The organism is Brevundimonas diminuta ATCC 11568, assembly GCF_000204035.1.
Taxonomy (GTDB): domain Bacteria; phylum Pseudomonadota; class Alphaproteobacteria; order Caulobacterales; family Caulobacteraceae; genus Brevundimonas; species Brevundimonas diminuta.
This window is the reverse complement of record NZ_GL883086.1, coordinates 238,838-261,553: the sequence shown is the minus strand read 5'-3', so window position 1 is coordinate 261,553 and position 22,716 is coordinate 238,838. Positions and strand designations below refer to the sequence as shown.

Below are 22,716 nucleotides of genomic sequence, written 5' to 3'. Positions count from 1 at the left end.
ATTCTCCCGCTACCGGCTCCTCACTCCATCCATTCCAGCGCCAAGGGGTCTGAAATAGGATTTACTTCCGAGGTGGCAAATACCCGATCGCGGAGCTGAGTGAACTCCTGTTCTTTCAGAGCATGTTCGAAATGCTCGGCGACGACCAGATGGTGGGCATGATGCGCCTCCCTGCCGCAGTCGCACTGGTCCGCATGATCGACACGACGCCAGCGAAACGCATCATCGACCTGGAAATAGCAGCCTCGCGTGATGCCGAATCCGCCGGGACGGGCGCCGAAATGGTCCACCGCCAGTTCCGTGAGGAACATCGTCCCATCCTCCTGCGCCTCCAGATAGATGCCTTTGCCATATTGGCCTGAGTTGGCGGCGTAAGGGTGTCGCACCAATCCGTCGATCTCCAACGCGACGCTTTTCCGCTCGCGCAGGAGCCGGGTCAGATTGGGAAAGACCAAGTCGCCGGACGCCGTGCCGTGGAAGGTCGTTTCATCGGTCAGGTAAAACGTGGTCTCAGCCAACAGCGTCTCTGGCCCCGCCGCGTCGGCCAGCCAGAACCTGCGATAATAGGCCGTGCCTCCGCCGGTACGGCGAATGGTCTTCACCTCATATTCGGGGAGCGGAAGCCCCCGGTCGAAGAAGTCGATGCCGATGCCATCGCCGTCGCTGTCGACCTCCCGCTTGACCCAAGGGATCGACAGCAGCGCTGCCATGACAGGATCGATGGCCGGGCCAGGAAATAGAGCCTCGCACGTCAGGTCTGGCTTCTGCGCGGCGTAGGCCTGGAAGACCGCCGATGGCGCGAAGACCCGGGTGACGATGCAGTCGTCGGGGAGCGGCCCGTTCAACGGCCCGACCATGAACGCCGACTGCGCCAGGCAGCGATGACGGCCGGTGGCCGTCGTAATCTCGACCAGATCAACCGTCTGCAGGTCGCGCGCGCGCAACGCCTTGCGGCTGAGCACATAGACGCAGCCGCGATCGTCCGCGGGTTCGTACCAGGCACGTTGCCGGACCACGAACAGGGGATCTTCGGAGCAATCCTCGATCATTTCGCCGCAGGGCTCGGTTCGATAGCTGTTGGCTGCAAACCAACACGCCACCGACGCGTCGGCTGTCGCGTCCAGGAAGAACGACCGCCAACCATAGTGCTGCAGAATGGCCTGATCCGTCGCCAGATCGGTGAGGCCGTCGAACCCTTTGACGTAGGTGGACAGGATGGCACGCGAGTAGTGCCACCATTTCAGCATCCGCGACGGGATGCAGCCGTGCCGGTCAAAGCTCGTGCGAATATCGGGACCGCCGTCAGGGCGCAGATATTCCCTGGTCTGCCCCCGAAACAAGACGCCAGGCGCCAGGCCGTCGAAGAACGCGCCCAGCTCCTCTACCGTCTGACAGTCGACCGTTCTCATTCTACCTCCCGCGCCATCCCAGCACCTTAGCGTCGAAACCTTTAAGCTTGATCTGCGGATCAAATCGCCTAGTTTGATCGCTGGCTGATCCGGCCATGCCGTCCACAAATGGCGAAGCCCGCGGGCAGGAAGTTTTCGAATACCCCGTCCTGAACCTCATCCAGGTGCGCGGGCCTAGTGGACACGCCTTCTCGTAAGCACCGCCGGAGTGGTTCAATGCGAATCCAATTTTCTGACCTCGCGCGACCCAAACAGGCCGCCAAAAACCTTGTCCGCTTGTCACCGGGCCTGCAGCTCTCAGCAGTTCACGAAGCGCTCGCGCGTGCCCTCGGCTATCGCGACTGGCATGAGCTTTCGAGCAGTCCTCCCTCAACCGCCGCGACAGCGTCCTGCGAAACCGGCGCCGCCATGTCCATCATTCTTGGGTTGGCGGAGGCCTTGGGCCTTCCAGACCCCGATGTTCAATATGCGATTTCCAAGGCTCGATTGCTCCAGGACCGGTCGATCGACAACCAGTTGAACCTGCGTTGCGCGATCTGGCGCCAGCGCGTGTTCGGGCCACGTGGCCGGGGCAAGCCAGGAACGGTCGTGAGAGACAAGGCCCACGGGGCGAACACGCCAGCCTACCTTCGTCAGGCCGGCCAGCCGACCCACCTGCTTTTCAACACCGGCATGGGTATGCGCGCCGACTTCGAAGTCGCCACGCCCCGGACGCCGCTCAGCGATTTCGTTCCGTCACGGCTGTGGCTGCCCTACGGCTACTGGACCTTGCGAGACGGCTCTGAGGTGATCTTCTCGCGCGACTATCTCCCGATGTGGCGGATCGCGGAGGGAGCCGTTGAACGCCTTGATCCGTGGTTATGGATCAACGGTATTGCGAGCGAGTTCCACTTCGGCCAGTCGCCGCCGACGGTCGTGTGGGCCCAGGGCCGAGCACGCGACCACGCCGTACTTCATCTGGAACAACGGCGGATCTTCGAACTTCCCAAACTCGTAGATGTCATGCCGCATCTGTTCGAGGCCGACGTCGAAGCCATCCCCGATGGCGTCGCGAAATTGCGCGAACAGCGTGGCGGCGCAGACGCGTTCCCCGCCTACGCAGACCTCAACACCCGTCTATCCTACGGCTGAGTTTTGTCTGCGCAGGGGTAAAGCCGGAGGAGCACGCCTTCCCCTCCGGCCGAGCCGTCAGTCTCCCCCTTGCCCGGCCATCATTTGTTGTCCGACCCTCAGGACCAGCGCTAACGAGGGCAACGAAGGGAATCACCGACATGGCTGAGATCAACCTATCCCGCGAGGTGCAGGAGGCGTTGGCAGCCCTCGATCTCGCCGAGATCGACGGCCTGGTCGATAAGGCGGTGCGCTACGAGACCGCCACGGAACTGCGGCAGGCTCTATCGCGCTGTGGTCCGTTCATTGGCCAGAAGCTCCACTATTTCGAGAAGTCGCTTGAGGCGCATCGCAACGCCAAAGCCGCGCGCAAGCGCGAACAGACGGCCTACGACGTCCACAAGGAAGCGTCCGATCTGAAATGGGCGGTTCAGGCGATGCACGATCGGATGGAGGCCGAGCGCAAGAACGGGGAACTGTTCTATGTCGACGACAACATCTTCTGGCCGCGAACCTTCTCGCCGAACTTGAGCGTCAGGATCACCTACCGCTGGCGCCCCACGGTCGCTGATGGCTGGAACCATGGCGCCATCACTTTCGTCCATGAGGTGGATACAAGACCGAACTACCTGCTGCCGCAGCCTCGCAGGCCATTGAGTCCAGCCAAACAAAAGGAGGCGCTTCAGAAAAGTCTCACCGCGGATTGGGAGCATCTGATGCGGCTCGGCCTCTATTCGGTCAGGGACTATTTCGAGGCCGGGCGCGATGGCTCGCAGATCCCCGACACCTTCAAAGCCGTGGCTGACGGCTACCCCCGAAACCTGAATAACTTCAGCTGCGACTTCTGGGGACGCCGCCACGCAACGTCGAGCGCGGGCAAAAGAGATGTGTCATGAGCAGCAATTCGGAGCGCACGAAATACAAAGCGCAGGTCCACATACAACCGCGCCAGCCATCGGAACACGCATGCTTGAACCGGCCGCAGTCTAAAGCTCGGCTGCTTAGCGGTGGCGATTGCTCGCCGAGTGGTGATGCTAGCGCTCTAGCACTGCCGTCGGCTATCAAAGGGACAACTTATCCGATCCTGCCCTCCCGCGAGCGGATATTTCGAATGCCCGCAATCAGTCAAAACTCAGACATTGCCCGTCCCATACCCGAGCGAAATCGCGCTTCCGGTAATCATGGTGCATCGGTGTCGGTTGACCTCAATCCCGATACCGGACTTAGACCACGATGGGGGTTAGTTTAGTGCAGGATCCGATAGCCGGGTATGACGCGGAGGGAGCGGACTTGGTAGCCCGCTATGAGCGTATGCAGGCCGAAGAAGTCCACCAGGCAGTCGCCGATTTTATACCGGACGGCGCGGGTCGGCTCGCTTTAGACATCGGTGCGGGCTCCGGGCGAGACGCGTTTTGGCTAGATCGACTTGGCTATGATGTTGTCGCAGTAGAGCCATCCAAAACGATGCGAACGGCCGGATCGGCTCTTCATGCCACCGCCGCAATCCGGTGGCTCGATGATCGCCTGCCGACATTAACAGCGACACATCGCCTGGGCATAGCATTCGATATCATCTTGCTCAGTGGTGTCTTGATGCATGTCCGGCCAGACGAGCGGCCGCGTGCGTTTCGCAAGATCGCTACGTTGCTCAAACCAGGCGGACGGATTTTGCTATCGGTGCGCGACGGCGAGGGCTCGGTAGCACGTCCGATGTGGCCCATCCCGCGCGGCGAAGTGGAAGCATACGCCCGCGCCCAAGGGTTGCTCGTCATGCACGTTCAGGAGGGCGAAGATCTCCAGAATCGCCCCGATGTGCGCTGGACGACATTCGTCCTGCAGCTGCCTGACGACGGCGCAGGTGCCCTCCCCTTGATCCGGGGCATCATTCTCAACGACGATAAGTCCGCGACGTACAAGCTGGGTTTGCTTCGAGCTATCGCTCGCATCGCAGACGCCGCGCCCACGCTGGCCATAGAGCGTCGAGACGCAGATATCGTCGACCTGCCCTTGGGAGCTGTGGCCCTCAATTGGTTGCGGATGTACCTGCCCCTCGCGGCTGCAGGCTTGCCGCAGTTGCCAGGCAATCGCGGAGCGGAGAAGCTGGGTTTCGCTGGAGTTGCGTTTCGACAGCTCCTCGCTGACCGCGTCGCCGGTCAGGACTTGCGGATCGGCGCACGCTTTACCGGCGACCGGGCGGCGGTTGTCGGCCGAGCGCTAGCCGATGCTCGAACGAACATAAGCCGAATGCCGGCTCACTTTACCCGGTATCCCAACTCGACGGTATCGGTGTTTGAGGCGGCCCCAAGCCGGGTCTCGCGTTTCGGCGGGGAAATCGTCATGGACGCCGAAACGCTGCGGTCGTTTGGAACCATCTCTGTTCCCGGACCCGTATGGCGCACACTTCAACGCCTTGGAGCATGGGTTGAGCCGGTGCTGGTAAGTGAATGGGCTCGTCTGATCCAAGGCTTTGGAGTGCGCATGGGTCGTTCTGTTGCCCCCGGCGAAGCAGAAGCCGCACTCCAATGGCTGGAACCTGGGCGCGACACGGCGTTGGCCAGGCTAGTAGCTCTCCGGCTCATTGGAAGCGGCCAGCCAGTGCATTGCGTGTGGACCGGCGCGGTCTTGCGCCCAGATGCGCTGGACATCGACCACTGCCTGCCTTGGGCGGCGTGGCCATGCGGCGACCTCTGGAACCTGTTTCCGGCGCGTCCGAGCGTTAATCGAAACGCCAAGCGCGACCGCCTGCCATCTGCGACGGCTCTGTTTCACGCCCGAGAAGGGATGCAACGCTGGTGGGAACGAGCATGGGAGGCAGATGAAGCGCTGTCAGACCGGTTCTGGCGCGAAGCTGACGCAGCGTTGCCGCTCCAGGGTTTCCGAAACCTCGACGAAGTGTTCGCCGGCCTCGAATGGCGCCGTCTGAGATTACGTCAAGACCAACAGGTTCAGGAGTGGAACGGCGTGTAAGGCGCGTGCCGCCTCAAGCGGCTATTCGCCCCCGGCTGAAGCTTCGTCTCTCAACGACTTGAGCTTTTCGTCGCAGACCTGAGCCACGATAGAGAGTAGCACGCCGACCCTCTCAGTCAGCCATCTCAGTTCCTCATCGGTAATCTTGTAGTGCTTCGAGTATCGGGCCTTCACATAGGCCGCACGCAAGAGTTCGAAACAGCGCCGCTCGAACTTGGTGTCATGTGGCCAAGCTTGGGCCAAGCGGGCATCGAGTGGCTCGCAGCGACGGCGGAGAAAGACAACGTTATGGGATTTCGGACTATAGAGCGTCAGTACCAATAGAATACAGTGATAAAGGCGCTCGGTCGCCTGATGAAGATCGAATGCGGCGTAGTTGAATTCGCCGTCGGCAATGCTGTTCTGCGCGCGCTTGAGGGAATATTCGGCCGAAGGAAACCACTCGTCGAAAGATTGCTGCGCCTCCTCCAACGCTACCTTCGGAGCCAGTTCCCTCGGCGTCACGAACCTAACGCCCGGCGTATCCTCCAGAACGATCCCCTCTCGCAGGATGTCGGCGAAGAATGACCGACCGCGCTCGAGCTGACGGTTCACATCATCCAGACTATGCACGATGAAGCTTATCGGAGTTCGCAACCGCGACACCCCAGGCGTTGTCCGCCACAAAGCCGCATCCCAGAACTCGCTGTCCGTCAGGTCTTCATGATCGACAACGATCAGGATGTCGAAGTCCGAAAAATACCGCCCAACCGGATCATGGACCCAGTCGCCCCGCGCGTACGATCCATAGAGGACGATCTTGAGAATGCGGCCATTCTTCAGCCGGTCGGCCTTACGCGTCGAGATCGCCTCCGCGAACGATGCCTTCAAGACATCGACCACCCGCAGCAGTTCCGCGCGCTTGAGCGCCGGCAAGGTATCGAGACGGGGATTCATCGGCGGAGTCTCCGCGATGCCGGAGCGCGCCGCAAGACCAAAGCGTGATGGGTTCTGGCCGTTTGGCCCCAGCCGCACGCGAGAAGCAGCCCTTCTCCCCTCATGGCTTCAGCGAACCCGTTTCATCGAGCCAGCCCACACCGAAGCCGTCGAGGTTCTTGACCCGAACCGTGAAGGCAAGAGGCACCCGTTGATTGTCAAAAACAGCGTCCACTTCATAAAGGTGGGCAGGGTTGCGCCTTGCGTAGGCGGCGGCCGCCCGCAAGGCGACAGCGGTGCTTTTGAACTCACTGGCCATTTCTCTAGTCCCTTATTTCAATACAAGTCTGCACTCGGCAAGCGTTCTCATCGATGGGCGCAGATGTCGGATTTCACCCCTCCGGTAGGAAAGCAGTGACCGGGGCCACGCGGACCCCGGTATCGTCTATCAGCGCCTACTCGGCCGCGAAGGCGTAGTCTTCGTCGGACGCGGGCGCCGTCCCCTCCCCGACCGTCCCGGCCTCCTCGGATCGCTCCGCTTCCGGCGGTATCGCCGGAACCGTCCGCAACAGCGGCGGCAGCCATCCCTTGCCCGAGACCAGCAACTCCGCCGCATCCGCCATGTCTGCCTTCTTGAACCCGGCGATCCGCTCTGCGTCCGGCTTGCCGACCGCCTCCTCCACGGCCTCCAGCATTCGCGCCTTGGCGACGCGGGAGAAGTAGCTGGCGGCGGTCGCGGTCCAGGTGGTGGTCATGTCGAGCCCGACTGCCGTCGCCAGCACCTCGGCCTGCGCCCATGCGGACGGGCGACGGTCGTGCGGATCGCACACCGCGTTGACCGCCGCCGACGCGCAATGGGCCATGAGATCGAGCAGGTCCGACCCCGGCATCTCGACCAGCGCCGACCAGAGGTCGTCCGCCCGCGAGGGAAGCCGCTTAATCCAAGCCGACCCCCGCGCATTGATCCGCCGCATCGCCGGACTGTCGTCCACCCCGGGCGCCAGCCGCTCCAGCCCCATGAAGCCAAGCCGAAGCTGCAAGGGCGAAGATACGGCATGGCCGGGGTATAAGGCCTGTAGCGCCATGGCGTGGACCACAACCGTCAGTGTCAGGGTCGCGTCCTGCGCCAGCGCATCGCGCAACCCCGCTGTCCTGTGGGCCGTCAGGTCGATGACCAAACGCTCCGACAAGGGCACCAGACCCTCGTCGGCCTCCGGCTCCTCGCTACGGGGTTCTTCTCCCCGCACCGCCTCGTCGCCGCCAGCGTCGTCGTCCGCGCCCGGCTGCTCTCCGGACGCCTCGTCTTGCGGCTCGACCACCACGTCCTCTGGCCGGACCAGACCGCGCTCGAAGCGAGCGAGACCGTCATAGCCGAGCGTGACGATGACGCCGGATCGGGCCAGATCGTACGCCGCATAGGCGAAGTCCGGGCCGTAGGCCTGAAGAGCCGCGTCGATCTCCTCCAGCCGGGCGTCGCGCTCGGGCGACGGCTCTTCCGCATCCTCGATTTCGACGACGAGTTGGTCGTACTCTTCCGACAGGGCGGCGATGGCGGTCGCCGCCGCCTCCGACCGTTCCACGGCCTCGGCATAGACCCGGCTGTAGGTCTCGCCATAGGGGAAGTCGAAATGGCCAGCGGCCCATTTCCAGCCCTCCCGCTCGCGGGCCTCTTCGGCGAGACCGTCCAGCTTGTCCTGAGCCAGCCGGTCCAGAAGACCGATATCCTCTAGCCAACCCGCGCCGTCCTCGATGAAGAGGTCGCGCAGCACGACGCCCCCCGCCGCCTCATAGGCCTCGACGCCGACGAAACGGGCGCGCCGCTCGTCGAGCTCGACCTTGGCCTCGGTCATGTAGCGCCGGACCGCGTAGCCCGGCGTGTTCTGGGCGATGCGGTAGAAGACCTGACGCTGACGCTCGTGGTCCTTGCTGACGGCGAAGCCCATCAACTGGTCCATGGTCAGTCCGCCCGCCCGATACGCCTCGATCAGCTCGGGCGCCACCGACGCCAGCCGCAGACGTTGACGCACAACATGGGCCGACACTCCGAACCGGGCGCCGATCTCCTCGGGGCCGTAGCCCTTTTCGACGGCCAGCCGCTGGAAGGCCTCGAACTGGTCGGCGGGGTGCATGGCCTCGCGGGTCATGTTCTCGTCAAGGCTGATCTCGTGGGCGTCGTTCTCGGCGTCCACGATGACCCGCACCGGATGGGTCCGCTTGATCGCCTTGCGCTTGGCCAGCAGCCGCAGCCCCTGACGGCGCCCCTCGCCGATGGTGACGAGGTAGTTCCCGGTCGGAATGCCCTCCCCGTCTCGCTCGATCTCGACCACGGGCGGCTGCAACACCCCCTTGGCCTTGATGGAGGCCGCGAAGGCCTCGATGGTCGCCGGACTGTGCGGCGTCTTCCTCGCGTTCCTCGGCGAGGCCTTGAGCCGGTTGAGCGGCACGGTGATCTCCGCGCCATGCGCGGGGAAGGCCGCCTCGGTCGCGACGGTTTCGATAGATTGAGCAGTCATGTCTCTGCCTCCTTTGGGCAAGGGTTGCAGGCACGCGAACTGCGCGCCTGAAACCCTGCCCCTCGGCGAGAGCGGGGTAGCAAAGGCCAGGGTGGACCGGCCGGAGGGGGATCGCCCGACCTGCACAAGCCTGACGCCAATGCCAATCATGACGATCCTCGCCGGCGCGGAAGGTCGGGGAGACCGGCCGGTCCGGCGGCGAAGCCGCTTCACCCTGGCCTGCGCGGGGGCAGAGCCCCTAGCGCTTCACCTTGCTGCCATCGCTTTGTCAGGCGGCGACATTCCAGACCTCGTTGAGGACCTTGGCCGCCAGAGCCGCCTTGTCCTGTGGCAGGAAGCGGCCGTAGTGGTCTGCGACCGTTTTGGGCGTGTCCTGGATCGCGTAGCTCGCCTGCTCGTAGGATCCGGTGACCTTGAGGACGTGGGTCGCCAGAACGTCGCGAACGCTGTGCGGCCCGTGCGGCAACAGACCCTCAATCGCCCCACGGCCGGTCCAGGGATTGCGAATGCCGTATCGCTGGATCATCAGCCGCCACGCCTCATAGAAAGTCGTCTGATTGTAGGCCGCGTCCCGGCTCTTGGCCTTGACCGTCTTGACGAAGAAGGTCCCCGGATCGTTCGCGCTCGCCAGCAGCAAGGTCCGGTGCCGCTCAAGATAGGCGTCGATCATGGCGTAGAGGCTGCCGAGATCGGGCAGCACGAGCCGGAAGGGCTTCTTTGAGAAGTAGGCGGAGCCGGCGTTCTTGAACGCCGCGCATGGTATGAAGACCTCCCACCCACCGTCGCGGTCGCTCCACCGCAGTTCGCCACGCTTCAACTACTCCAGTTCGCGTTCGCGCCTCGGCGTTTTGCCCTTTGGACAGACGAGCATCTGGCGAAGGTTCTTTTGCCGGACTCCGAGGTGAAGCCCCAGCCGCAGCATAAGAAACCCGCGCACCGTCTCGGCCGCCGCGCGTGGATGACGACGGGCATCCGGCATGTACCGCAGCACCTCCTCGGCGATCTTGAGATATTCGCCCACCGGGCTCGCGGCCTCGAGAACGGGAAGCAGCGGCTCGAACGGATCGCGGTGGACCCGCGCGACCCGCTGCACCTCTCGCGCCCGCGACAGGGCGTGCCGGTTCATCCGCTCGCAGGCTAAGTCCCAGTCGGCCTGGACGGCTTCGATGTCCGCCTGCGTCAGGACGCCGGGGATCGGCCGGAGCCGTTCGGCCAGCCACGGGCACTGGCGCAGCCAACCGAACTCCACCCGGGTCAGAGCCACCGCGAGCAGGAGCATCTCGGCTTCCCAGCCGGTGAAAAAGCCTCGCCTCTGCTCACGCCACTGGATGTACCAGTCCCAGACCGGCGGGCAGACCAGCAGGGCAAGCGACAGATCTTCAGGCACGGCCCCCGCCCCTTTTACCTCGCCGTCCGAAGGGGCGGCCAAGGCGCCGAACAGCAGGGCGAGATGCTCGCCGCGCTGGGCGGCAGTCTCCGGCCCCCAGACCCCCGAACGCTGAAAGCCCAGGTCTGTGAGGGTCGCGGATTTGAACTGGATGAGCGACCGCATCTCGGCCTGTAAATGTGGCGGTGCGGCCAGGTTCGCCGATCCTGTCTGACGCCCCTCCCTTGTCGGCACACTGATTTCGTCGAAGCGGAAGGCGAACCGATGACGCGCAGCCTTGGAGTGATAGAGGCTGTAGGCCGTGCCGCCTGTCAGAATCCGGGTGCGGACCCAGGCGAGGATTTCGGCGCGCTCCTTGGCCGATCGTTGTCGAAAGTCGTCCGGCAGATGCCAGGCCAGCCGTCGCGCCTCGGCCGGACCGACGCCGGTCGGCGCCTGGCCCTTTGTTGCCCGGTGGGGCCTAAGCTTCCCGCGTAACCGACCCGGCTCCAACCGATAGCGAAGCTCGATCAGATCGATCACCTTGAGGCTTGCCGGGGTCTGCGGGGACTTCATCCCGCGCCGCCACTCCGAAAGGGTCTTGCGATCCGTGAGCCCGCCCTGAGATTTGACCGCACGATGCAGCCTGTGGGCCGTGTCGCCGTGGCGTTTCATCTGACCGGCCAGGGCCTCATGAAAGTCCTCCGGATCGTCGTCATCCGGCCACTGCGGGTCGGGATGGAGAACCACCGGCAAGGGCGGACGTCCCCGTTTACGGGCGGGCGAGTTGGGCAGGTCAGGCGACGCGCAGGCGGACATAGGGACTCCATCGACGACCGCCCGGAGTGGCGGCGGATGAAGAGACGCCCCGAGATCATGCGGCCCCTCAATCGGGTCCCCTCAAACCTGGGGATGGTTCCGAAAGCTGGCGCCGGCGGCGCCGGGGCGGAGCCGCCGACCCCATTCCCGAGCTCCCGTGGAATTCTCCGCTGAGGTGCAGGATCCGAATGATCGATAGCCAGCACATTTATCGATCACAATTGGCTGCTATTTGATCGATAAATCTCGTAGATATCGATCATGATGTGGAATTGGAAACAGGACGCCTGGCCGGAATTTAGCTGGGATCAGCACAGGCTCACGCGCGCGGAAGCCCTTTTCGCGGAGGGCGCGGGCGTAGTGATCGGCGCCTCCAAACACCTGAGCGTCGAAGAACGCAACAGCCTCACCATCGAACTCATGAGCCACGAAGCCGTGGATACCTCAGCGATCGAAGGCGAGCCGCTGGACCGGGACAGCGTCCAATCGTCCATCCGCCGACATCTTGGCCTTCAGACCGACCATCGCCGGGCCTCGCCCGCGGAGGCAGGGATCGCCGAGATGATGGTCGATCTCTACGAGCGGTCCGCCGCGCCCCTGACCGAAGGCGTTCTCTTCCACTGGCACCGGCTCATCACAAACGGCCGAACCGATCTGAAGGACATCGGCCGTTACCGGACCCACGTCGATCCAATGCAGATCGTTTCCGGCCCCCTGCATGCGCCAAAGGTGCATTTCGAGGCTCCGCCTTCCGACGAAGTCGCAAATGAGATGGCGCGGTTCTGGCAATGGCTGGAGCGAAGCGGACCTGCCGGCGACGCAGCCTTGCCAGCCGTCACCCGCGCGGGTTTGGCGCATCTATGGTTTGAAAGCATCCACCCGTTCGAGGACGGCAATGGCCGCGTCGGCAGGGCCGTCAGCGAGAAGATCCTGGCCCAGAGCCTGAGCGCCCCTGCGATTACAGGCATGGCCAGCACCCTGCTGAAGCATCGGAAAGCCTATTACGCGGAACTCGAGCGCGCGCATCGCGAGCTGGAAATCACCGATTGGCTCCTGTGGTTCGCGGCCAAGGCCATCGAGGCCCAGCAGCACACCTTGCGACAGGTCGAGTTCGTGCTGGAGAAGGCGCGCCTGCTGGATCGGGTCAGTAGCCAACTGAATGAGCGTCAGGAGAGGGCCTTGTTGCGTCTCTTCGCGGCCGGCGCGGACGGCTTCCTGGGCGGTATGAGCGCGGCCAACTACATGAAAATCACCACCGCTCCGCCTGCAACGGCGACTCGCGACCTCGCAGCGCTCGCCAGCATGGGAGCGGTGCGGAGGACAGGCGAGAACAAATCCACGCGCTACCATCTGAACATCGCGGTCCTGCCGGCCATTTCCGTGAAGGTTGTCGACATCCTCTAGGCCAGACGTTGGGCACTGACTTAGAGTCCAGCCCTCGTGAACGGGTCAGGGCGCTGGCACGCCGCGAGACACGTCACCTGGCACGATGAGGAATGCTCATGCCCCCCAGCAGGAACAAGCCACGCGTCTCTCCGGTGGAAGAGTTACATCCGCTTTCAATGGGCCGTCTGTCTTCCGGCGATTGGGAGGAGATGGACCCGCTTGACCGGCGCGCCCTTCAAATCGAAAGCGCCTTCTACAGAGAGGCGGAAGCACGGGGCCATCACGCCGAACCTGGGTCCCTGCACATCGACGGCCACGCCTTCACCCTCGAAATCTACGAGGCCGGTCGCGCCGTGCGGGAGCGCTTGACTCGTAAGGACCCGGGCTACCGCAAGGACGCCGTTCAATGGCGGCAGGCGTGGGAACCGTCCGGCCTTCTGACCCTCATCATCCAGATGGAAGGTTGGGGCGGAAAGCGCCGCTGGACGGACAGACCCGGCAAGCTTCTGGAGACACAAGCCAGCCGTCTTATCCTGCATTTTGAACGACTGGCCCGGGAAAAAGCGTCTCATGACGCCAGATACGAGGCCTACCAACAGGAAGCGGAGATGGCCCGACGAAAGACGGCTCACCGCGTGTTCAAGGAACAGGAGCGGAAACGACGGCCAATGGTGGTCCGAACCCTGGCCGCTCAATGGGAGGAAGCGGCGCGGCTGCGCGGCTTTTTGGACGTTCTGGAAAGTTGCTTCGCCCCGCCGCCCCCTTCCATGAGGGAGTGGCTGGCCGCGGCGCGCGACGATATCGACAAGCTCGATCCCCTGTCACCTTCGCGTCTGCACGCGCTTGAGTTCCATGCCGATGCCGTGGCGTCAGCACCGGAAGATGAAGGGCCAAGGCATCCTGACGAGTCATATTGGTTCGATGAGGGAGCCATGGACGAATTGGTCGATGAAATGTTCGGCGATGTGCGTCTGCGCATCGGAGCCCGTTTTACCAACTAATAGCTCCAGGGTTTGGGGTCGCGAGGGTGGATATTGAACAAGGTCGCGCCACTGCGATAAGATCACCGGCGGCGGGCTCCGGGACGATAGGCGCCAATCCAGAGCCGGGGGACGCCCAGTGCGTCGGTATCGGTTGGCGGTGAAACGCCGGGCTTCCACACAGAAGTTCCTGGCCCGCCCCCTCCCCTGGATATGATCCTCGATCGCGCCCCTCACGCTCGGCCTTCAGGTCAGACCACAACTTTCAGGGTGTCTCCAACGCTTGTCTGAGCAATCTCTCTGACCGCACCGAGCCGAAATCCCTTGCAGCCTTCAACAGTCGAGCGGGGTTCATTTGACGGGCACGCGCCAAAGCGCGGGGAAGTATTTCAAATCTGGGCTCACCAAGGCGGTCGAGATTTTGTAGCAGATCGACGAGCAGCACCTCTTGCGTCAACCGCCGGGGAACAGAAGATTTCTTCCGAAAGTCGTACGTCTGACCACCAAGTTCAAAGCGCCCGTGACGCTTGAGATTGTAGACGACAGACTCATTGTAGAGCCGGGTCGTGCCAACGCCGAGACCATTGTAGGCGCTGGGAGAAACCAGGAGGAACCGATCATCCTTCAGGAATCTCTCGACGAGCTTCTCGGGTTTGGCAGGGGCCTTGCCAAAGCGGGTCTCGCGCGGCGCCATGTAGAGGCCGCCGGAAACCTTTTCCAACCGCCCTTCGTCCACGAGCAGGCGGAGATGCCGATCTACTGCATTGGACCATCTCTCGAAATCTTGCCGACGATAGACCTGACCAGGTCGAAGCCGTTTTTTCAGATCGTGGAAGGCCGACATATTATTTCCCTCCCAAGCAACCTCGAGAATCGGCGGCATATCTTGCAACGCTTTTGATGCAAAATCCATGCAGATTTGGCCAACGCTATCCGGTGACACGAGGGAGCGGAGACGCCTCCGTTCTTGAAGTGCTCGGCGATCTGGCCATACAGGAACCATGACTGACGCTGAACGTATCGAAGCCCTGCTGGATCTGGTCGATCCGGCGCGAACCGGCAATGTCAGCCGCGGAGCGGACCTAACTGTCCTCGGCCTGGCGGAAGCGGGCGGAAAAAGCGGCTACCGGCCCACCAACGCCGGATGGGTGCTTATCGGGAACCGGGGCCGCGCCTTTCAACCCCGCTAGGTCGAGCAACCCGTAAGGGCACGGTGGCGATCACGCTCCCCGACGCCTGCGGATATCCCTGTCGCCGTCTTTCGGATTCCCTTGAGTCGTATTCATTGGAGAGTCCGATGCCCCAGGCAGCCGAACCGCCGCTCAAGCGCACGATCAAGAAAGCCCAGCTCCGCCAGATGGTCCCACTGGCTGACAGCACCATCTGGGAGATGGAGCAGCGCGGCCAGTTTCCCACCCGGTTCCTGCTGACGCCACGCTGTGTGGTCTGGGACCTCGGCGAGGTCGAGGCCTGGCTGGCTATGCGACGCGCCAAGCCCATCGCCAGGGCGACGCCGCCCGACGTGCACAAGCGCATCAGCCGGCCCGTCAAATCCGTGGATCGAAGCGAGGGCCGCTCGTTTCTGGGATCGTGAGGACTGGCGTGAACGGCCTGCCCTCCTCCCAAGCAGTGACCGCGTCCGACCACTGCTGGGCCATATGGCGGCGCTGGCCTTCGAACTCAGCCTTGTTGTAGACGCCTCGCGAAGAGCGCTCCTCGTGGGCGAGACATTTCTCGATCCAGTCGGAGTTGAAGCCCATCTCATGAAGAAGGGTTGAACCCGTGCGACGCAGGTCGTGGACGGTGAAGGGCTCCAATGGCAATCCGTTCTTCTCGGCTCGCTCGGCGATCGCCGTGGTCACGCGGTTAAAGGTGGCGCGAGACATCGGCGCGTCGGCGTCATAGCGGGACGGCAGGATGTAGTGGGAGTTTCCGGCGCAGGTCTTGAGCGCAATCAGGATGTCCAGCATCTGGGTCGAGAGGTAGACGTTGTGCGGTCGCGACCGCTTCATCCGCTCCTTGGGGATCGACCAGACCGCATTCTCAAAATCGACCTCGTCCCAGACGCCGTCCTGGAGCTCGCTCTTGCGTACCATGCTGAGCAGGATGAACTTCAGGCCAAGGCGGATCGTCGGCAGCGTGGCCACATCCCCCAAGAGGCCAAGCATGATGCGGACCTCCGACGGCGACAGAGCGCGGTCGCGGGGTCGGAAAGTAGCGATCGACGACGGCCCGACGTCATCGGCAGGATTGGCGATCTTCTCGCCATGCAGGATCGCGTAGCCGTAGATCTGTTTGACGATGTCTCGGACGTGAATGGCCGTCGCCGGCGCACCGCGCTCCACGATCGACAGACAGTGCGCGCGCAGGTCATTCGGCGTGATTTCGTTCAGGAGCCTGTTCCGCCATTGGGGCAAGACCTCCCGAACGAAAATGGACCTGCGCATCTGACGGGTGCTGTCCGCCATCGGGGCGTGATCCATCCACCGGTTGGCCACCTGCTCGAAGCTCTGGGCCTCCTTGAGCCGGCGCTTCACGCGCTGCTTGTCCAGCGCCGGCGACACACCCTCAGCGATCTGGCGCTTGGCGTCGATCAGCTTCTCGCGCGCCTTGGCGAGTGACAGACCCGCCGGTCCGTAGGTGCCGAAGGTGACCGTCTCGCGCCGCCCGTTGAAGCGGTAGTCGTACTTGAAGGCGATGCCCCCTGACGGTGTTACGAGCACGTACAAACCGTCCTTGTCGGTCTTTTTGTACTGTTTTGATTTTCCTCGCGTATTTCGCAGTTCAGTGTCGGTTAGCATGCCATTTTCACTCCAAAAGACCGTCAGGCGCTTTCGGGGTCTTTCGGCAGCTATTTCTTCAACCAAATCCATAGCTTGGATCGAACAAAAGACCGTCAGAACACCCCGAGCCCTATGACGCTATGAATCGAAGCCGTCGAAGGCAATGGGAGGACGACCGTCTGGCAGGCCGACAATTGCGTTCGCTGCCTCTCGATAGATACCGAGAGGCAGCGAAGCTATTTATCTTGTAAGTCAGTGATTTAGTGGTAGATTCGGAAGTGGCGTCGAAAGATGCCGAAAGCCCTGAATTATTCCCACTCGATGGTGCCCGGCGGCTTCGACGTCACGTCGTAGACGACGCGGTTGACGCCGCGGACTTCGTTGATGATGCGCGTGGCGGTCTTGGCCAGGATGTCCCAGGGGAACTGGTAGAAGTCGGCCGTCATGCCGTCGGTCGAGGTGACGGCGCGCAGGGCCAGCACCTTTTCATAGGTGCGGGCGTCGCCCTGGACGCCGACCGTCTTGACCGGCAGCAGCACGGCGAAGGCCTGCCAGATGTCGTCATACAGGCCCGCCTTGCGGATCTCGTCCAGATAGATGGCGTCCGCGTCCTGGAGCGTGGCGACGGCGTCCGGGGTGATCTCGCCGGGGATGCGGATGGCCAGGCCCGGTCCGGGGAACGGGTGGCGTCCTACGAAAGCGTCGGTCAGGCCCAGTTCGCGGCCTAGCGCCCGAACCTCGTCCTTGAACAGTTCACGCAGGGGCTCGACCAGCTTCAGCTTCATGAAGTCCGGCAGGCCGCCGACGTTGTGGTGGCTCTTGATGACGTGCGAGGGGCCGCCGGTCGGGGACACGCTCTCGATTACGTCGGGATAGAGGGTGCCCTGGGCCAGGAAGGCGGCGCCTTCGATCTTGACGGCCTCGCGGTCGAACACCTCGATGAAGACGCGGCCGATGGTCTTGCGCTTGGTTTCCGGGTCGGAAATTCCGGCCAGTTCGCCGAGGAATTCTTTGGAGGCGTCCACGTGCACCAGCGGGATGTTATAGTGCTCGCGGAACAGTTCCGTGACCTGTTTGGCCTCGTCCTTGCGCAGCAGGCCGGTGTCGACGAAGACGCAGGTCAGCTGGTCGCCGATGGCTTCGTGAATCAGCACGGCGGCGACCGATGAGTCGACCCCGCCTGACAGGCCGCAGATGACCTTGGCGTCGCCGACCTGTTCGCGGATCTTGGCGATCTGTTCGTCGCGATAGGCGGCCATGGTCCAGTCGCCGGTCAGGCCCGCCACGCCGTGGGTGAAGTTCTTCAGCAGTTGGGCGCCGCGCGGCGTGTGCACCACCTCGGGGTGGAACTGCACGCCGTAGATCTTGCGCGTCTCGTCGGCGATGGCGGCGAAGGGCGCGCCTTCCGAGGTGGCGATGACGTGGAAGCCTTCCGGCAGGGCCGTCACGCGGTCGCCGTGGCTCATCCACACCGGCTCGCGGTGGTCGAGGGCGCCGATGCCGGCGAACAGGGGGCTGTCCTTAGTGATGACGATTTCGGCGCGGCCGAACTCGGCATGGTGGCCGCTCTCCACCTTGCCGCCCAGTTCGGCGCAGATCAGCTGCTCGCCGTAGCAGATGCCCAGGATCGGCGCGCCGTAGTCGAAGACGGCGTGATCGACGCGCGGGCTGTCCGCCTCGGTCGTCGAGTTGGGGCCGCCCGACAGGATGATGGCCTGCGGCTGCATCGCCTTCAGGGCTTCGCCGGCCTTGTTGTAGGGATGGATTTCGCAATAGACGCCGGCCTCGCGCAGGCGGCGCGCGATCAGCTGCGTCACCTGGCTGCCGAAATCGACGATGAGCACCTTCTGGTGTTGGGTCGGCTGGGTCATGAGGTCGAATCCGGGGCGAGCGATTGGGCGAGGGTTTGGCCCTGAAGGGCCGGAATTTCAAGGGCGGAGAGGCCTGAGTTCGTCAGCACCGCGATCAAGCCGTCCACGGCCTGAGCCAGGTTCTCGTCCACCAGATGCAGGGTCGAGGTCCAGTCGTGCAAGCCGGTCAGCTCGGCCTTGCCGTCCGACACGCCGCGCAGCGCCAACAGCGGCAGGCCGAAGGTCTGGGCCGCGCGGACCAGCGCCCAGGTCTCCATGTCCACCATCTCGGCGTCGATGGCGTCATAGGCGGCGCCCGAGACGACGTTTCCGCCGGTCGACAGGCGCGCGCTCGGCACGCCGGGGATGGGGCACGGCAGCGGCAGAACGGCGGGCCTGTCCAGCAACGGCGTCACGCCCTTCTCGAACCCCAGGGCGCTGGCGTCCATGTCGCGATAGGCCACGGACGACGCCTGATAGACCGCCGCGTGATCCAGCACGCGCGACCCGCACGAGCCCAGCGACAGGATCAGGTCCGGCGCCTCTCCCCTCGCCTCCAGCCGCGCCAGGGCGGCGGTCAGCGCCACCGCCCCCTCGACCGGCCCGATGCCGGTCATCAGCGGGTCGATACGGGCGCGCAGGTGTTCGCCATACTCAGCGGGCGCCGCCATCACCGGCAGGACCGTGACGACGCCGTAGCGCTCCAGCCTCATGAAGCGCGCTCGAACAGGGCGATGAAGAAGCCGTCCGTGCCGGTCGCGGCGGGCGACAGGCGCAGCTGGTTTCCTTGCGCCAGGGCGGTCAGGCGTTCGCGCCCCGCCTCGGTCAGGTCCGCGCTATGCGCCGCATCGGCGACGGGGACGGGCTTGAAGTCCAGGTGCGCAGCCTCGAAGGCGGCGGCGGTGGCCTCGTTCTCGGCGCCCAGCACCGAGCAGGTGACATAGGCCAGACGCCCGCCGGGCCGCACCAGCTTGGTCGCCTGCCCCAGAATGCGCAGTTGCAGCGCGTGCAGGCGCGCGACCTCCTCAGCCGTCAGGCGCCAGCTGTCCTCCGGCCGACGCCGCCAGGCGCCCGAGCCCGAGCACGGCGCGTCAACCAGCACCACATCGGCCTGACCGTTCAGATCCTCGACCCCGCCGCCGTTCGTACCCAGCAGGCGCAGGTCGGCCTCGACGCCCGCGCGGGCCAGGCGCGGCTTCACATTGTCCAGACGCTTGGCCGAGACGTCGCAGGCGATCAGCGCCCCCTGCCCCTGCATGGCCTGCACCAGGCCCAGCGTCTTGCCGCCGCCGCCCGCGCAGTAATCCACCACCGTCGCGCCGGGGAAGGCGCCGGACAGCCAGCCGACCACCTGGCTGGCCTCGTCCTGAATCTCGAAATGGCCGTTCTGGAAGCCGTCCAGCGGCTGCACGTTCGGCGCAGGCTCGGCGTCCAGACGCAGGCCCCAGCCCGACAGTTCCGTGCGCTGGGGCGACAGGCCTGCGTCGCGCAGTTCGACCTCGACCTCCTCCATCGTGGCGCGCAGGCTGTTGACCCGCAGGTCCACCGGGGCGCGACCGCTCAGGCCCTCGACCTCCTCGCGCCAACGGTCGCCGTGGACCGCCTTCAGGTCCGCCGTCACGAAGTCCGGCAGGGCGACCTCGGCCAGATCGACCGCGTCCTCGCCCGCCATGACGCGGCCGCGCTCGTGCTTGGATAGGGGACGCGGGCCGTAGCCTTCGCCGTTGTAGAGGCCTTCGATCTCCTCCAGCGTCGCGCCGTCCAGCACCGACAGGGCGCCGACGATCAGGGCGCGTCCATCCTGGCGCCCGCCCATGAAGGCTGACAGGCGGCCGCGCGCGCGCAGCACCTGATAGACGCGTTCGGCGATGGCGCGGCGGTCGCCCGAACCGGCATAGCGGTTCTGCTGGCTCCAGGCCTTGAGCACGGCGTCGGCGGGCTGGCGGCCTTGGGAAATGCTGTCGATGATGGCGGCGGCGGCGGCCAGACGGGCGGCTGGGGTCAAATCAGACTCGGATGAAAAGGGCCAGAAGGCACATCGCCAGTCCCGCGAGCGAGACCAGCCACACCAGCGACCGGATATAGGGAACGCCCAGGGCGTAAAGCGGGATATAGGCGACGCGCGCCCAGAAGTAGAGGGCCGCGCCCCAGGCCGTCAGCACGCCGGTCCGATCCGCAACCTGGGCGATCAGCACGGCGCCGATGAACAGCGGCAGGGTCTCGAACAGATTGGCCTGCGCCCGCTCCAGACGGCCGACGACGGGGCTGTGCGCCTCGGGCGTCGTGTCCCGCGCCCCGGCGTTCCACGACAGGCCGAACTCGCGCGTCCGGGCGAAGGCGGGCAGCAGAATCTGGACCAGGGCCAGCACCAGCGTCGCCGCCAGATAGGTGAGTTCAGTCGTCACGCCCGTCTCCTGTTCCACTAGCCCAAAACAAAACCGCTCCCGACCGAGGCCGGGAGCGGATCAGGTCAGCCCTGACGATAGTTGGGCGCCTCGCGCGTGATCATCACGTCGTGGACGTGGCTCTCACGAAGGCCCGCATTGGTGATGCGGACGAAGCGCGCGCGCTCCTGGAAGTCCGGAATGGTGGCGCCGCCGACATAGCCCATGGAGGCGCGCAGGCCCCCGACCAGTTGGTGCACCACCGGGGCGATCGGCCCCTTATAGGCAGTCTGGCCCTCGATGCCTTCGGGGACCAGCTTCTCGGACGAGACTTCCTTCTGGAAGTAGCGGTCGGCCGAGCCGCGCGCCATGGCGCCCACCGAGCCCATGCCGCGATACGACTTGTAGGACCGGCCCTGGTACAGGAAGACCTCGCCGGGGCTTTCATCCGTGCCTGCGAACATCGAGCCCATCATGGCGACATTGGCGCCCGCCGCGATGGCCTTGGCCAGATCGCCCGAGAACTTGATGCCGCCGTCGGCGATGACCGAGGCGCCCGTGCCTTCCGCCGCGCGGGCGGCGTCGACGATGGCCGTCAGCTGCGGCACGCCCACGCCCGCGACGATGCGGGTGGTGCAGATGCTGCCCGGTCCGATGCCGACCTTCACCGCATCGGCGCCCGCGTCGATCAGGGCGCGGGTGGCGTCATAGGTGGCGACGTTGCCGGCGATGATCTGGACGCGGTTGTTCTCGCGCTTGATGCGCTCCACCACCTGGGCGACCGAGGCCGAGTGGCCGTGGGCGGTGTCGATCACCACCACGTCCGCGCCCGCATCGGCCAGCGCCATGGCGCGCTCGAACCCGGCGTCGCCCACGGTCGAGGCGGCGCCGACGCGCAGACGGCCCTGCTCGTCCTTGCAGGCGTTGGGGAAGGCCTGGGCCTTCTGGATGTCCTTCATGGTGATCAGGCCGACGGCGCGATAGGCGTCGTCCACCACGATGACCCGCTCGATCTTGCGCGTGCGCAGCAGTTCGCGCGCCGCCTCGCGCCCGGCCGAGCCTTCGCGCAGGGTGATCAGCTCGCCGGTCGTCATCAGATCGGCGGCCTTGAGGTTCAGGTCCGTCTCGAAACGCATGTCGCGGTTGGTCAGCATGCCGACCAGCTTGCCGCTCTTGGGATCGACCACGGGGAAGCCGGTGATCTTCTTGCGCTCGACGATCTGGAGGACTTCGCCCAGCGTCGTGTCGGGGGCGACCGTGACCGGGTTCACCACCATGCCGCTTTCATAGCGTTTGACGGCGCGGACCTCTTCGGCCTGCTCGTCGATGGTCATGTTCCGGTGCAGCACGCCCATGCCGCCCGCCTGCGCCATGGCGATGGCCAGGCGGCTTTCCGTCACGGTGTCCATGGCGGACGACAGCAGCGGGATGTTCAGTTTGATTTCGCGTGTCAGCTGGGTCGAGACATCGACATCAGCGGGCATGACCTCGGACGGACCGGGTTCGAGCAAAACGTCATCGAAGGTTAGGCCTTCGCGTATCTCCATTTGGAGCCTCCATTTTGCGGGCCGCGTATAGCCCCCGTTTGCGGGGAACCGCAACCCCAAGCCCGCGCTATCGTGCATATAAGAGGAATTGCCTTGAAACGGACGGCGAGAGGCCGCATTTCCCGATAATGGTTCGCATCTTGATCAACACGGCGCGACAGCTCGCTCTCAAGATTGCGAGCTACGGCGCCATGCACCTGATCGTCGCGATCCTGGTGGCCTTCGCCCTGACGCGCGACTGGCGGCTGGCGCTGGCGGTCGGCGTGGTCGAGCCGATCTTCCAGACCATCGCCTATTCCATCCACGACCGCGTCTGGCACCGGGTCGAACGCCGCAAGATGCTGTCTGGCGTCGAGGAGACGGCCGAGGCCTTCACCGCCCGTCTGGAGGTCATGAACGCGCACGAGCAGAATCGCGCGCACAACCATCATGGCCAGGGCCACGGACACAGCCACGCCCTGCCCCGCAACCTGAAGCAGATCGCGCTGAAGACCGTCACCTACGGCGTCATGCACTTCACCGTGGCGGTGCTGGTGGCCTTCGCCCTGACGCGCGACATCCGCATCGCCCTGGCCATCGGCACCATCGAGCCGCTGGTGCAGACGGTCTTCTTCACCCTGCACGACCGCATCTGGACGCGGGTCGAGGCCAAGAAGGCCGCCCGCCGCGCCGCCGCGGCGGCCGAGG

21 protein-coding genes are annotated in these 22,716 nt (G+C 64.5%); 8 read left to right on the top strand and 13 right to left on the bottom strand.

The window, feature by feature from the left end:
• Positions 1-20 precede the first annotated feature (20 nt).
• Positions 21-1,409: a hypothetical protein gene (locus tag BDIM_RS05135; RefSeq protein ID WP_003164510.1), complete on the bottom strand. Its 1,389-nt coding sequence runs from the start codon at positions 1,407-1,409 to the stop codon at positions 21-23.
• Between the two features lie 216 nt (positions 1,410-1,625).
• Between BDIM_RS05135 and BDIM_RS05130 the strand changes: the two genes are divergently transcribed.
• The 3 genes from BDIM_RS05130 to BDIM_RS05120 all read left to right on the top strand — a co-directional run bounded on the left by BDIM_RS05130 (position 1,626) and on the right by BDIM_RS05120 (position 5,486).
• A complete protein-coding gene (locus BDIM_RS05130; protein ID WP_040345070.1) occupies positions 1,626-2,540 on the top strand; it encodes a hypothetical protein in 915 nt (304 codons plus the stop codon).
• Positions 2,541-2,680: 140 nt separating this feature from the next.
• Positions 2,681-3,415 carry a hypothetical protein gene (locus BDIM_RS05125; RefSeq protein WP_003164508.1) on the top strand — a complete coding sequence of 245 codons (735 nt, stop codon included), beginning with the start codon at positions 2,681-2,683 and terminating at the stop codon, positions 3,413-3,415.
• A gap of 415 nt (positions 3,416-3,830) precedes the next feature.
• A complete protein-coding gene (locus BDIM_RS05120; RefSeq protein ID WP_050796780.1) occupies positions 3,831-5,486 on the top strand; it encodes a methyltransferase domain-containing protein in 1,656 nt (551 codons plus the stop codon).
• A 21-nt stretch (positions 5,487-5,507) separates the two neighbouring features.
• On the opposite strand, the gene BDIM_RS05115 is transcribed toward BDIM_RS05120, so the two are convergent.
• The 5 genes from BDIM_RS05115 to BDIM_RS05100 all read right to left on the bottom strand — a co-directional run bounded on the left by BDIM_RS05115 (position 5,508) and on the right by BDIM_RS05100 (position 11,036).
• On the bottom strand, positions 5,508-6,422 hold the full coding sequence (locus BDIM_RS05115) for a HEPN domain-containing protein (RefSeq protein ID WP_003164505.1): 915 nt from the start codon (positions 6,420-6,422) through the stop codon (positions 5,508-5,510).
• Positions 6,423-6,522: 100 nt separating this feature from the next.
• Positions 6,523-6,720, bottom strand: coding sequence for a hypothetical protein (locus BDIM_RS05110; protein WP_040345068.1), 198 nt, complete (start codon positions 6,718-6,720; stop codon positions 6,523-6,525).
• 136 nt (positions 6,721-6,856) lie between these two features.
• Entirely contained in the window at positions 6,857-8,914 is a 2,058-nt protein-coding gene (locus BDIM_RS05105) for a ParB/RepB/Spo0J family partition protein (RefSeq protein ID WP_003164503.1), read from the bottom strand.
• Positions 8,915-9,182: 268 nt separating this feature from the next.
• Positions 9,183-9,731 carry a hypothetical protein gene (locus tag BDIM_RS18395; protein WP_244911864.1) on the bottom strand — a complete coding sequence of 183 codons (549 nt, stop codon included), beginning with the start codon at positions 9,729-9,731 and terminating at the stop codon, positions 9,183-9,185.
• A complete protein-coding gene (locus BDIM_RS05100; RefSeq protein WP_088491604.1) occupies positions 9,732-11,036 on the bottom strand; it encodes a hypothetical protein in 1,305 nt (434 codons plus the stop codon).
• Positions 11,037-11,360: 324 nt separating this feature from the next.
• Here BDIM_RS05100 and BDIM_RS05095 point away from each other — a divergent pair, with 324 nt between their 5' ends.
• Together BDIM_RS05095 and BDIM_RS05090 are read left to right on the top strand one after the other, a co-directional pair.
• Positions 11,361-12,503, top strand: coding sequence for a Fic family protein (locus BDIM_RS05095; RefSeq protein ID WP_003164501.1), 1,143 nt, complete (start codon positions 11,361-11,363; stop codon positions 12,501-12,503).
• A gap of 92 nt (positions 12,504-12,595) precedes the next feature.
• The gene (locus BDIM_RS05090; protein ID WP_169312125.1) at positions 12,596-13,486 is read left to right on the top strand and encodes a hypothetical protein; all 891 of its coding nucleotides are present in this window, start codon (positions 12,596-12,598) and stop codon (positions 13,484-13,486) included.
• Positions 13,487-13,730: 244 nt separating this feature from the next.
• Here BDIM_RS05090 and BDIM_RS17080 read toward each other — a convergent pair whose 3' ends face one another.
• Positions 13,731-14,378 (bottom strand): hypothetical protein, encoded by a 648-nt coding sequence (locus BDIM_RS17080; protein ID WP_003164499.1) that lies wholly within the window; start codon positions 14,376-14,378, stop codon positions 13,731-13,733.
• 88 nt (positions 14,379-14,466) lie between these two features.
• On the opposite strand from BDIM_RS17080, the gene BDIM_RS05080 reads away from it, so the two are divergent.
• On the top strand, positions 14,467-14,655 hold the full coding sequence (locus BDIM_RS05080; RefSeq protein WP_003164498.1) for a hypothetical protein: 189 nt from the start codon (positions 14,467-14,469) through the stop codon (positions 14,653-14,655).
• Between the two features lie 107 nt (positions 14,656-14,762).
• Positions 14,763-15,059 carry a helix-turn-helix transcriptional regulator gene (locus tag BDIM_RS05075; RefSeq protein ID WP_040345062.1) on the top strand — a complete coding sequence of 99 codons (297 nt, stop codon included), beginning with the start codon at positions 14,763-14,765 and terminating at the stop codon, positions 15,057-15,059.
• On the opposite strand, the gene BDIM_RS05070 is transcribed toward BDIM_RS05075, so the two are convergent.
• The 6 genes from BDIM_RS05070 to guaB all read right to left on the bottom strand — a co-directional run bounded on the left by BDIM_RS05070 (position 15,013) and on the right by guaB (position 22,029).
• Complete coding sequence (locus tag BDIM_RS05070; protein ID WP_003164496.1) at positions 15,013-16,266, bottom strand: tyrosine-type recombinase/integrase; 1,254 nt, start codon at positions 16,264-16,266, stop codon at positions 15,013-15,015. The genes BDIM_RS05075 and BDIM_RS05070 overlap by 47 nt on opposite strands.
• Positions 16,267-16,556: 290 nt before the next feature.
• Complete coding sequence (gene guaA / locus BDIM_RS05065) at positions 16,557-18,119, bottom strand: glutamine-hydrolyzing GMP synthase (protein WP_003164495.1); 1,563 nt, start codon at positions 18,117-18,119, stop codon at positions 16,557-16,559.
• On the bottom strand, positions 18,116-18,811 hold the full coding sequence (locus BDIM_RS05060) for a 5'-methylthioadenosine/S-adenosylhomocysteine nucleosidase (protein ID WP_040345060.1): 696 nt from the start codon (positions 18,809-18,811) through the stop codon (positions 18,116-18,118). The genes guaA and BDIM_RS05060 overlap by 4 nt, the downstream gene beginning before the upstream one ends.
• Positions 18,808-20,103: an RsmB/NOP family class I SAM-dependent RNA methyltransferase gene (locus BDIM_RS05055; RefSeq protein ID WP_003164494.1), complete on the bottom strand. Its 1,296-nt coding sequence runs from the start codon at positions 20,101-20,103 to the stop codon at positions 18,808-18,810. Before BDIM_RS05055 ends, BDIM_RS05060 begins: the two co-directional genes overlap by 4 nt.
• Position 20,104: 1 nt before the next feature.
• Complete coding sequence (locus BDIM_RS05050) at positions 20,105-20,503, bottom strand: MAPEG family protein (RefSeq protein ID WP_040346569.1); 399 nt, start codon at positions 20,501-20,503, stop codon at positions 20,105-20,107.
• Between the two features lie 65 nt (positions 20,504-20,568).
• The gene (gene guaB, locus BDIM_RS05045) at positions 20,569-22,029 is read right to left on the bottom strand and encodes an IMP dehydrogenase (RefSeq protein ID WP_003164492.1); all 1,461 of its coding nucleotides are present in this window, start codon (positions 22,027-22,029) and stop codon (positions 20,569-20,571) included.
• 128 nt (positions 22,030-22,157) lie between these two features.
• Here guaB and BDIM_RS16800 point away from each other — a divergent pair.
• On the top strand, positions 22,158-22,716 hold a 559-nt coding region (locus BDIM_RS16800), incomplete at its 3' end, for a DUF2061 domain-containing protein (protein WP_081461840.1).

Coding starts and splice junctions, on each gene's coding strand:
- BDIM_RS05060 (WP_040345060.1), bottom strand. CDS start 18,811: ATGAGGCTGGAGCGCTACGGCGTCGTCACGGTCCTGCCGGTGATGGCG.
- BDIM_RS05105 (WP_003164503.1), bottom strand. CDS start 8,914: ATGACTGCTCAATCTATCGAAACCGTCGCGACCGAGGCGGCCTTCCCC.
- guaA (WP_003164495.1), bottom strand. CDS start 18,119: ATGACCCAGCCGACCCAACACCAGAAGGTGCTCATCGTCGATTTCGGC.
- BDIM_RS05120 (WP_050796780.1), top strand. CDS start 3,831: ATGCAGGCCGAAGAAGTCCACCAGGCAGTCGCCGATTTTATACCGGAC.
- BDIM_RS05070 (WP_003164496.1), bottom strand. CDS start 16,266: ATGCTAACCGACACTGAACTGCGAAATACGCGAGGAAAATCAAAACAG.
- BDIM_RS05135 (WP_003164510.1), bottom strand. CDS start 1,409: ATGAGAACGGTCGACTGTCAGACGGTAGAGGAGCTGGGCGCGTTCTTC.
- BDIM_RS05115 (WP_003164505.1), bottom strand. CDS start 6,422: ATGAATCCCCGTCTCGATACCTTGCCGGCGCTCAAGCGCGCGGAACTG.
- BDIM_RS05125 (WP_003164508.1), top strand. CDS start 2,681: ATGGCTGAGATCAACCTATCCCGCGAGGTGCAGGAGGCGTTGGCAGCC.
- guaB (WP_003164492.1), bottom strand. CDS start 22,029: ATGGAGATACGCGAAGGCCTAACCTTCGATGACGTTTTGCTCGAACCC.
- BDIM_RS05090 (WP_169312125.1), top strand. CDS start 12,596: ATGCTCATGCCCCCCAGCAGGAACAAGCCACGCGTCTCTCCGGTGGAA.
- BDIM_RS05130 (WP_040345070.1), top strand. CDS start 1,626: ATGCGAATCCAATTTTCTGACCTCGCGCGACCCAAACAGGCCGCCAAA.
- BDIM_RS05075 (WP_040345062.1), top strand. CDS start 14,763: ATGCCCCAGGCAGCCGAACCGCCGCTCAAGCGCACGATCAAGAAAGCC.
- BDIM_RS05110 (WP_040345068.1), bottom strand. CDS start 6,720: ATGGCCAGTGAGTTCAAAAGCACCGCTGTCGCCTTGCGGGCGGCCGCC.
- BDIM_RS17080 (WP_003164499.1), bottom strand. CDS start 14,378: ATGGATTTTGCATCAAAAGCGTTGCAAGATATGCCGCCGATTCTCGAG.
- BDIM_RS05080 (WP_003164498.1), top strand. CDS start 14,467: ATGACTGACGCTGAACGTATCGAAGCCCTGCTGGATCTGGTCGATCCG.
- BDIM_RS05095 (WP_003164501.1), top strand. CDS start 11,361: ATGATGTGGAATTGGAAACAGGACGCCTGGCCGGAATTTAGCTGGGAT.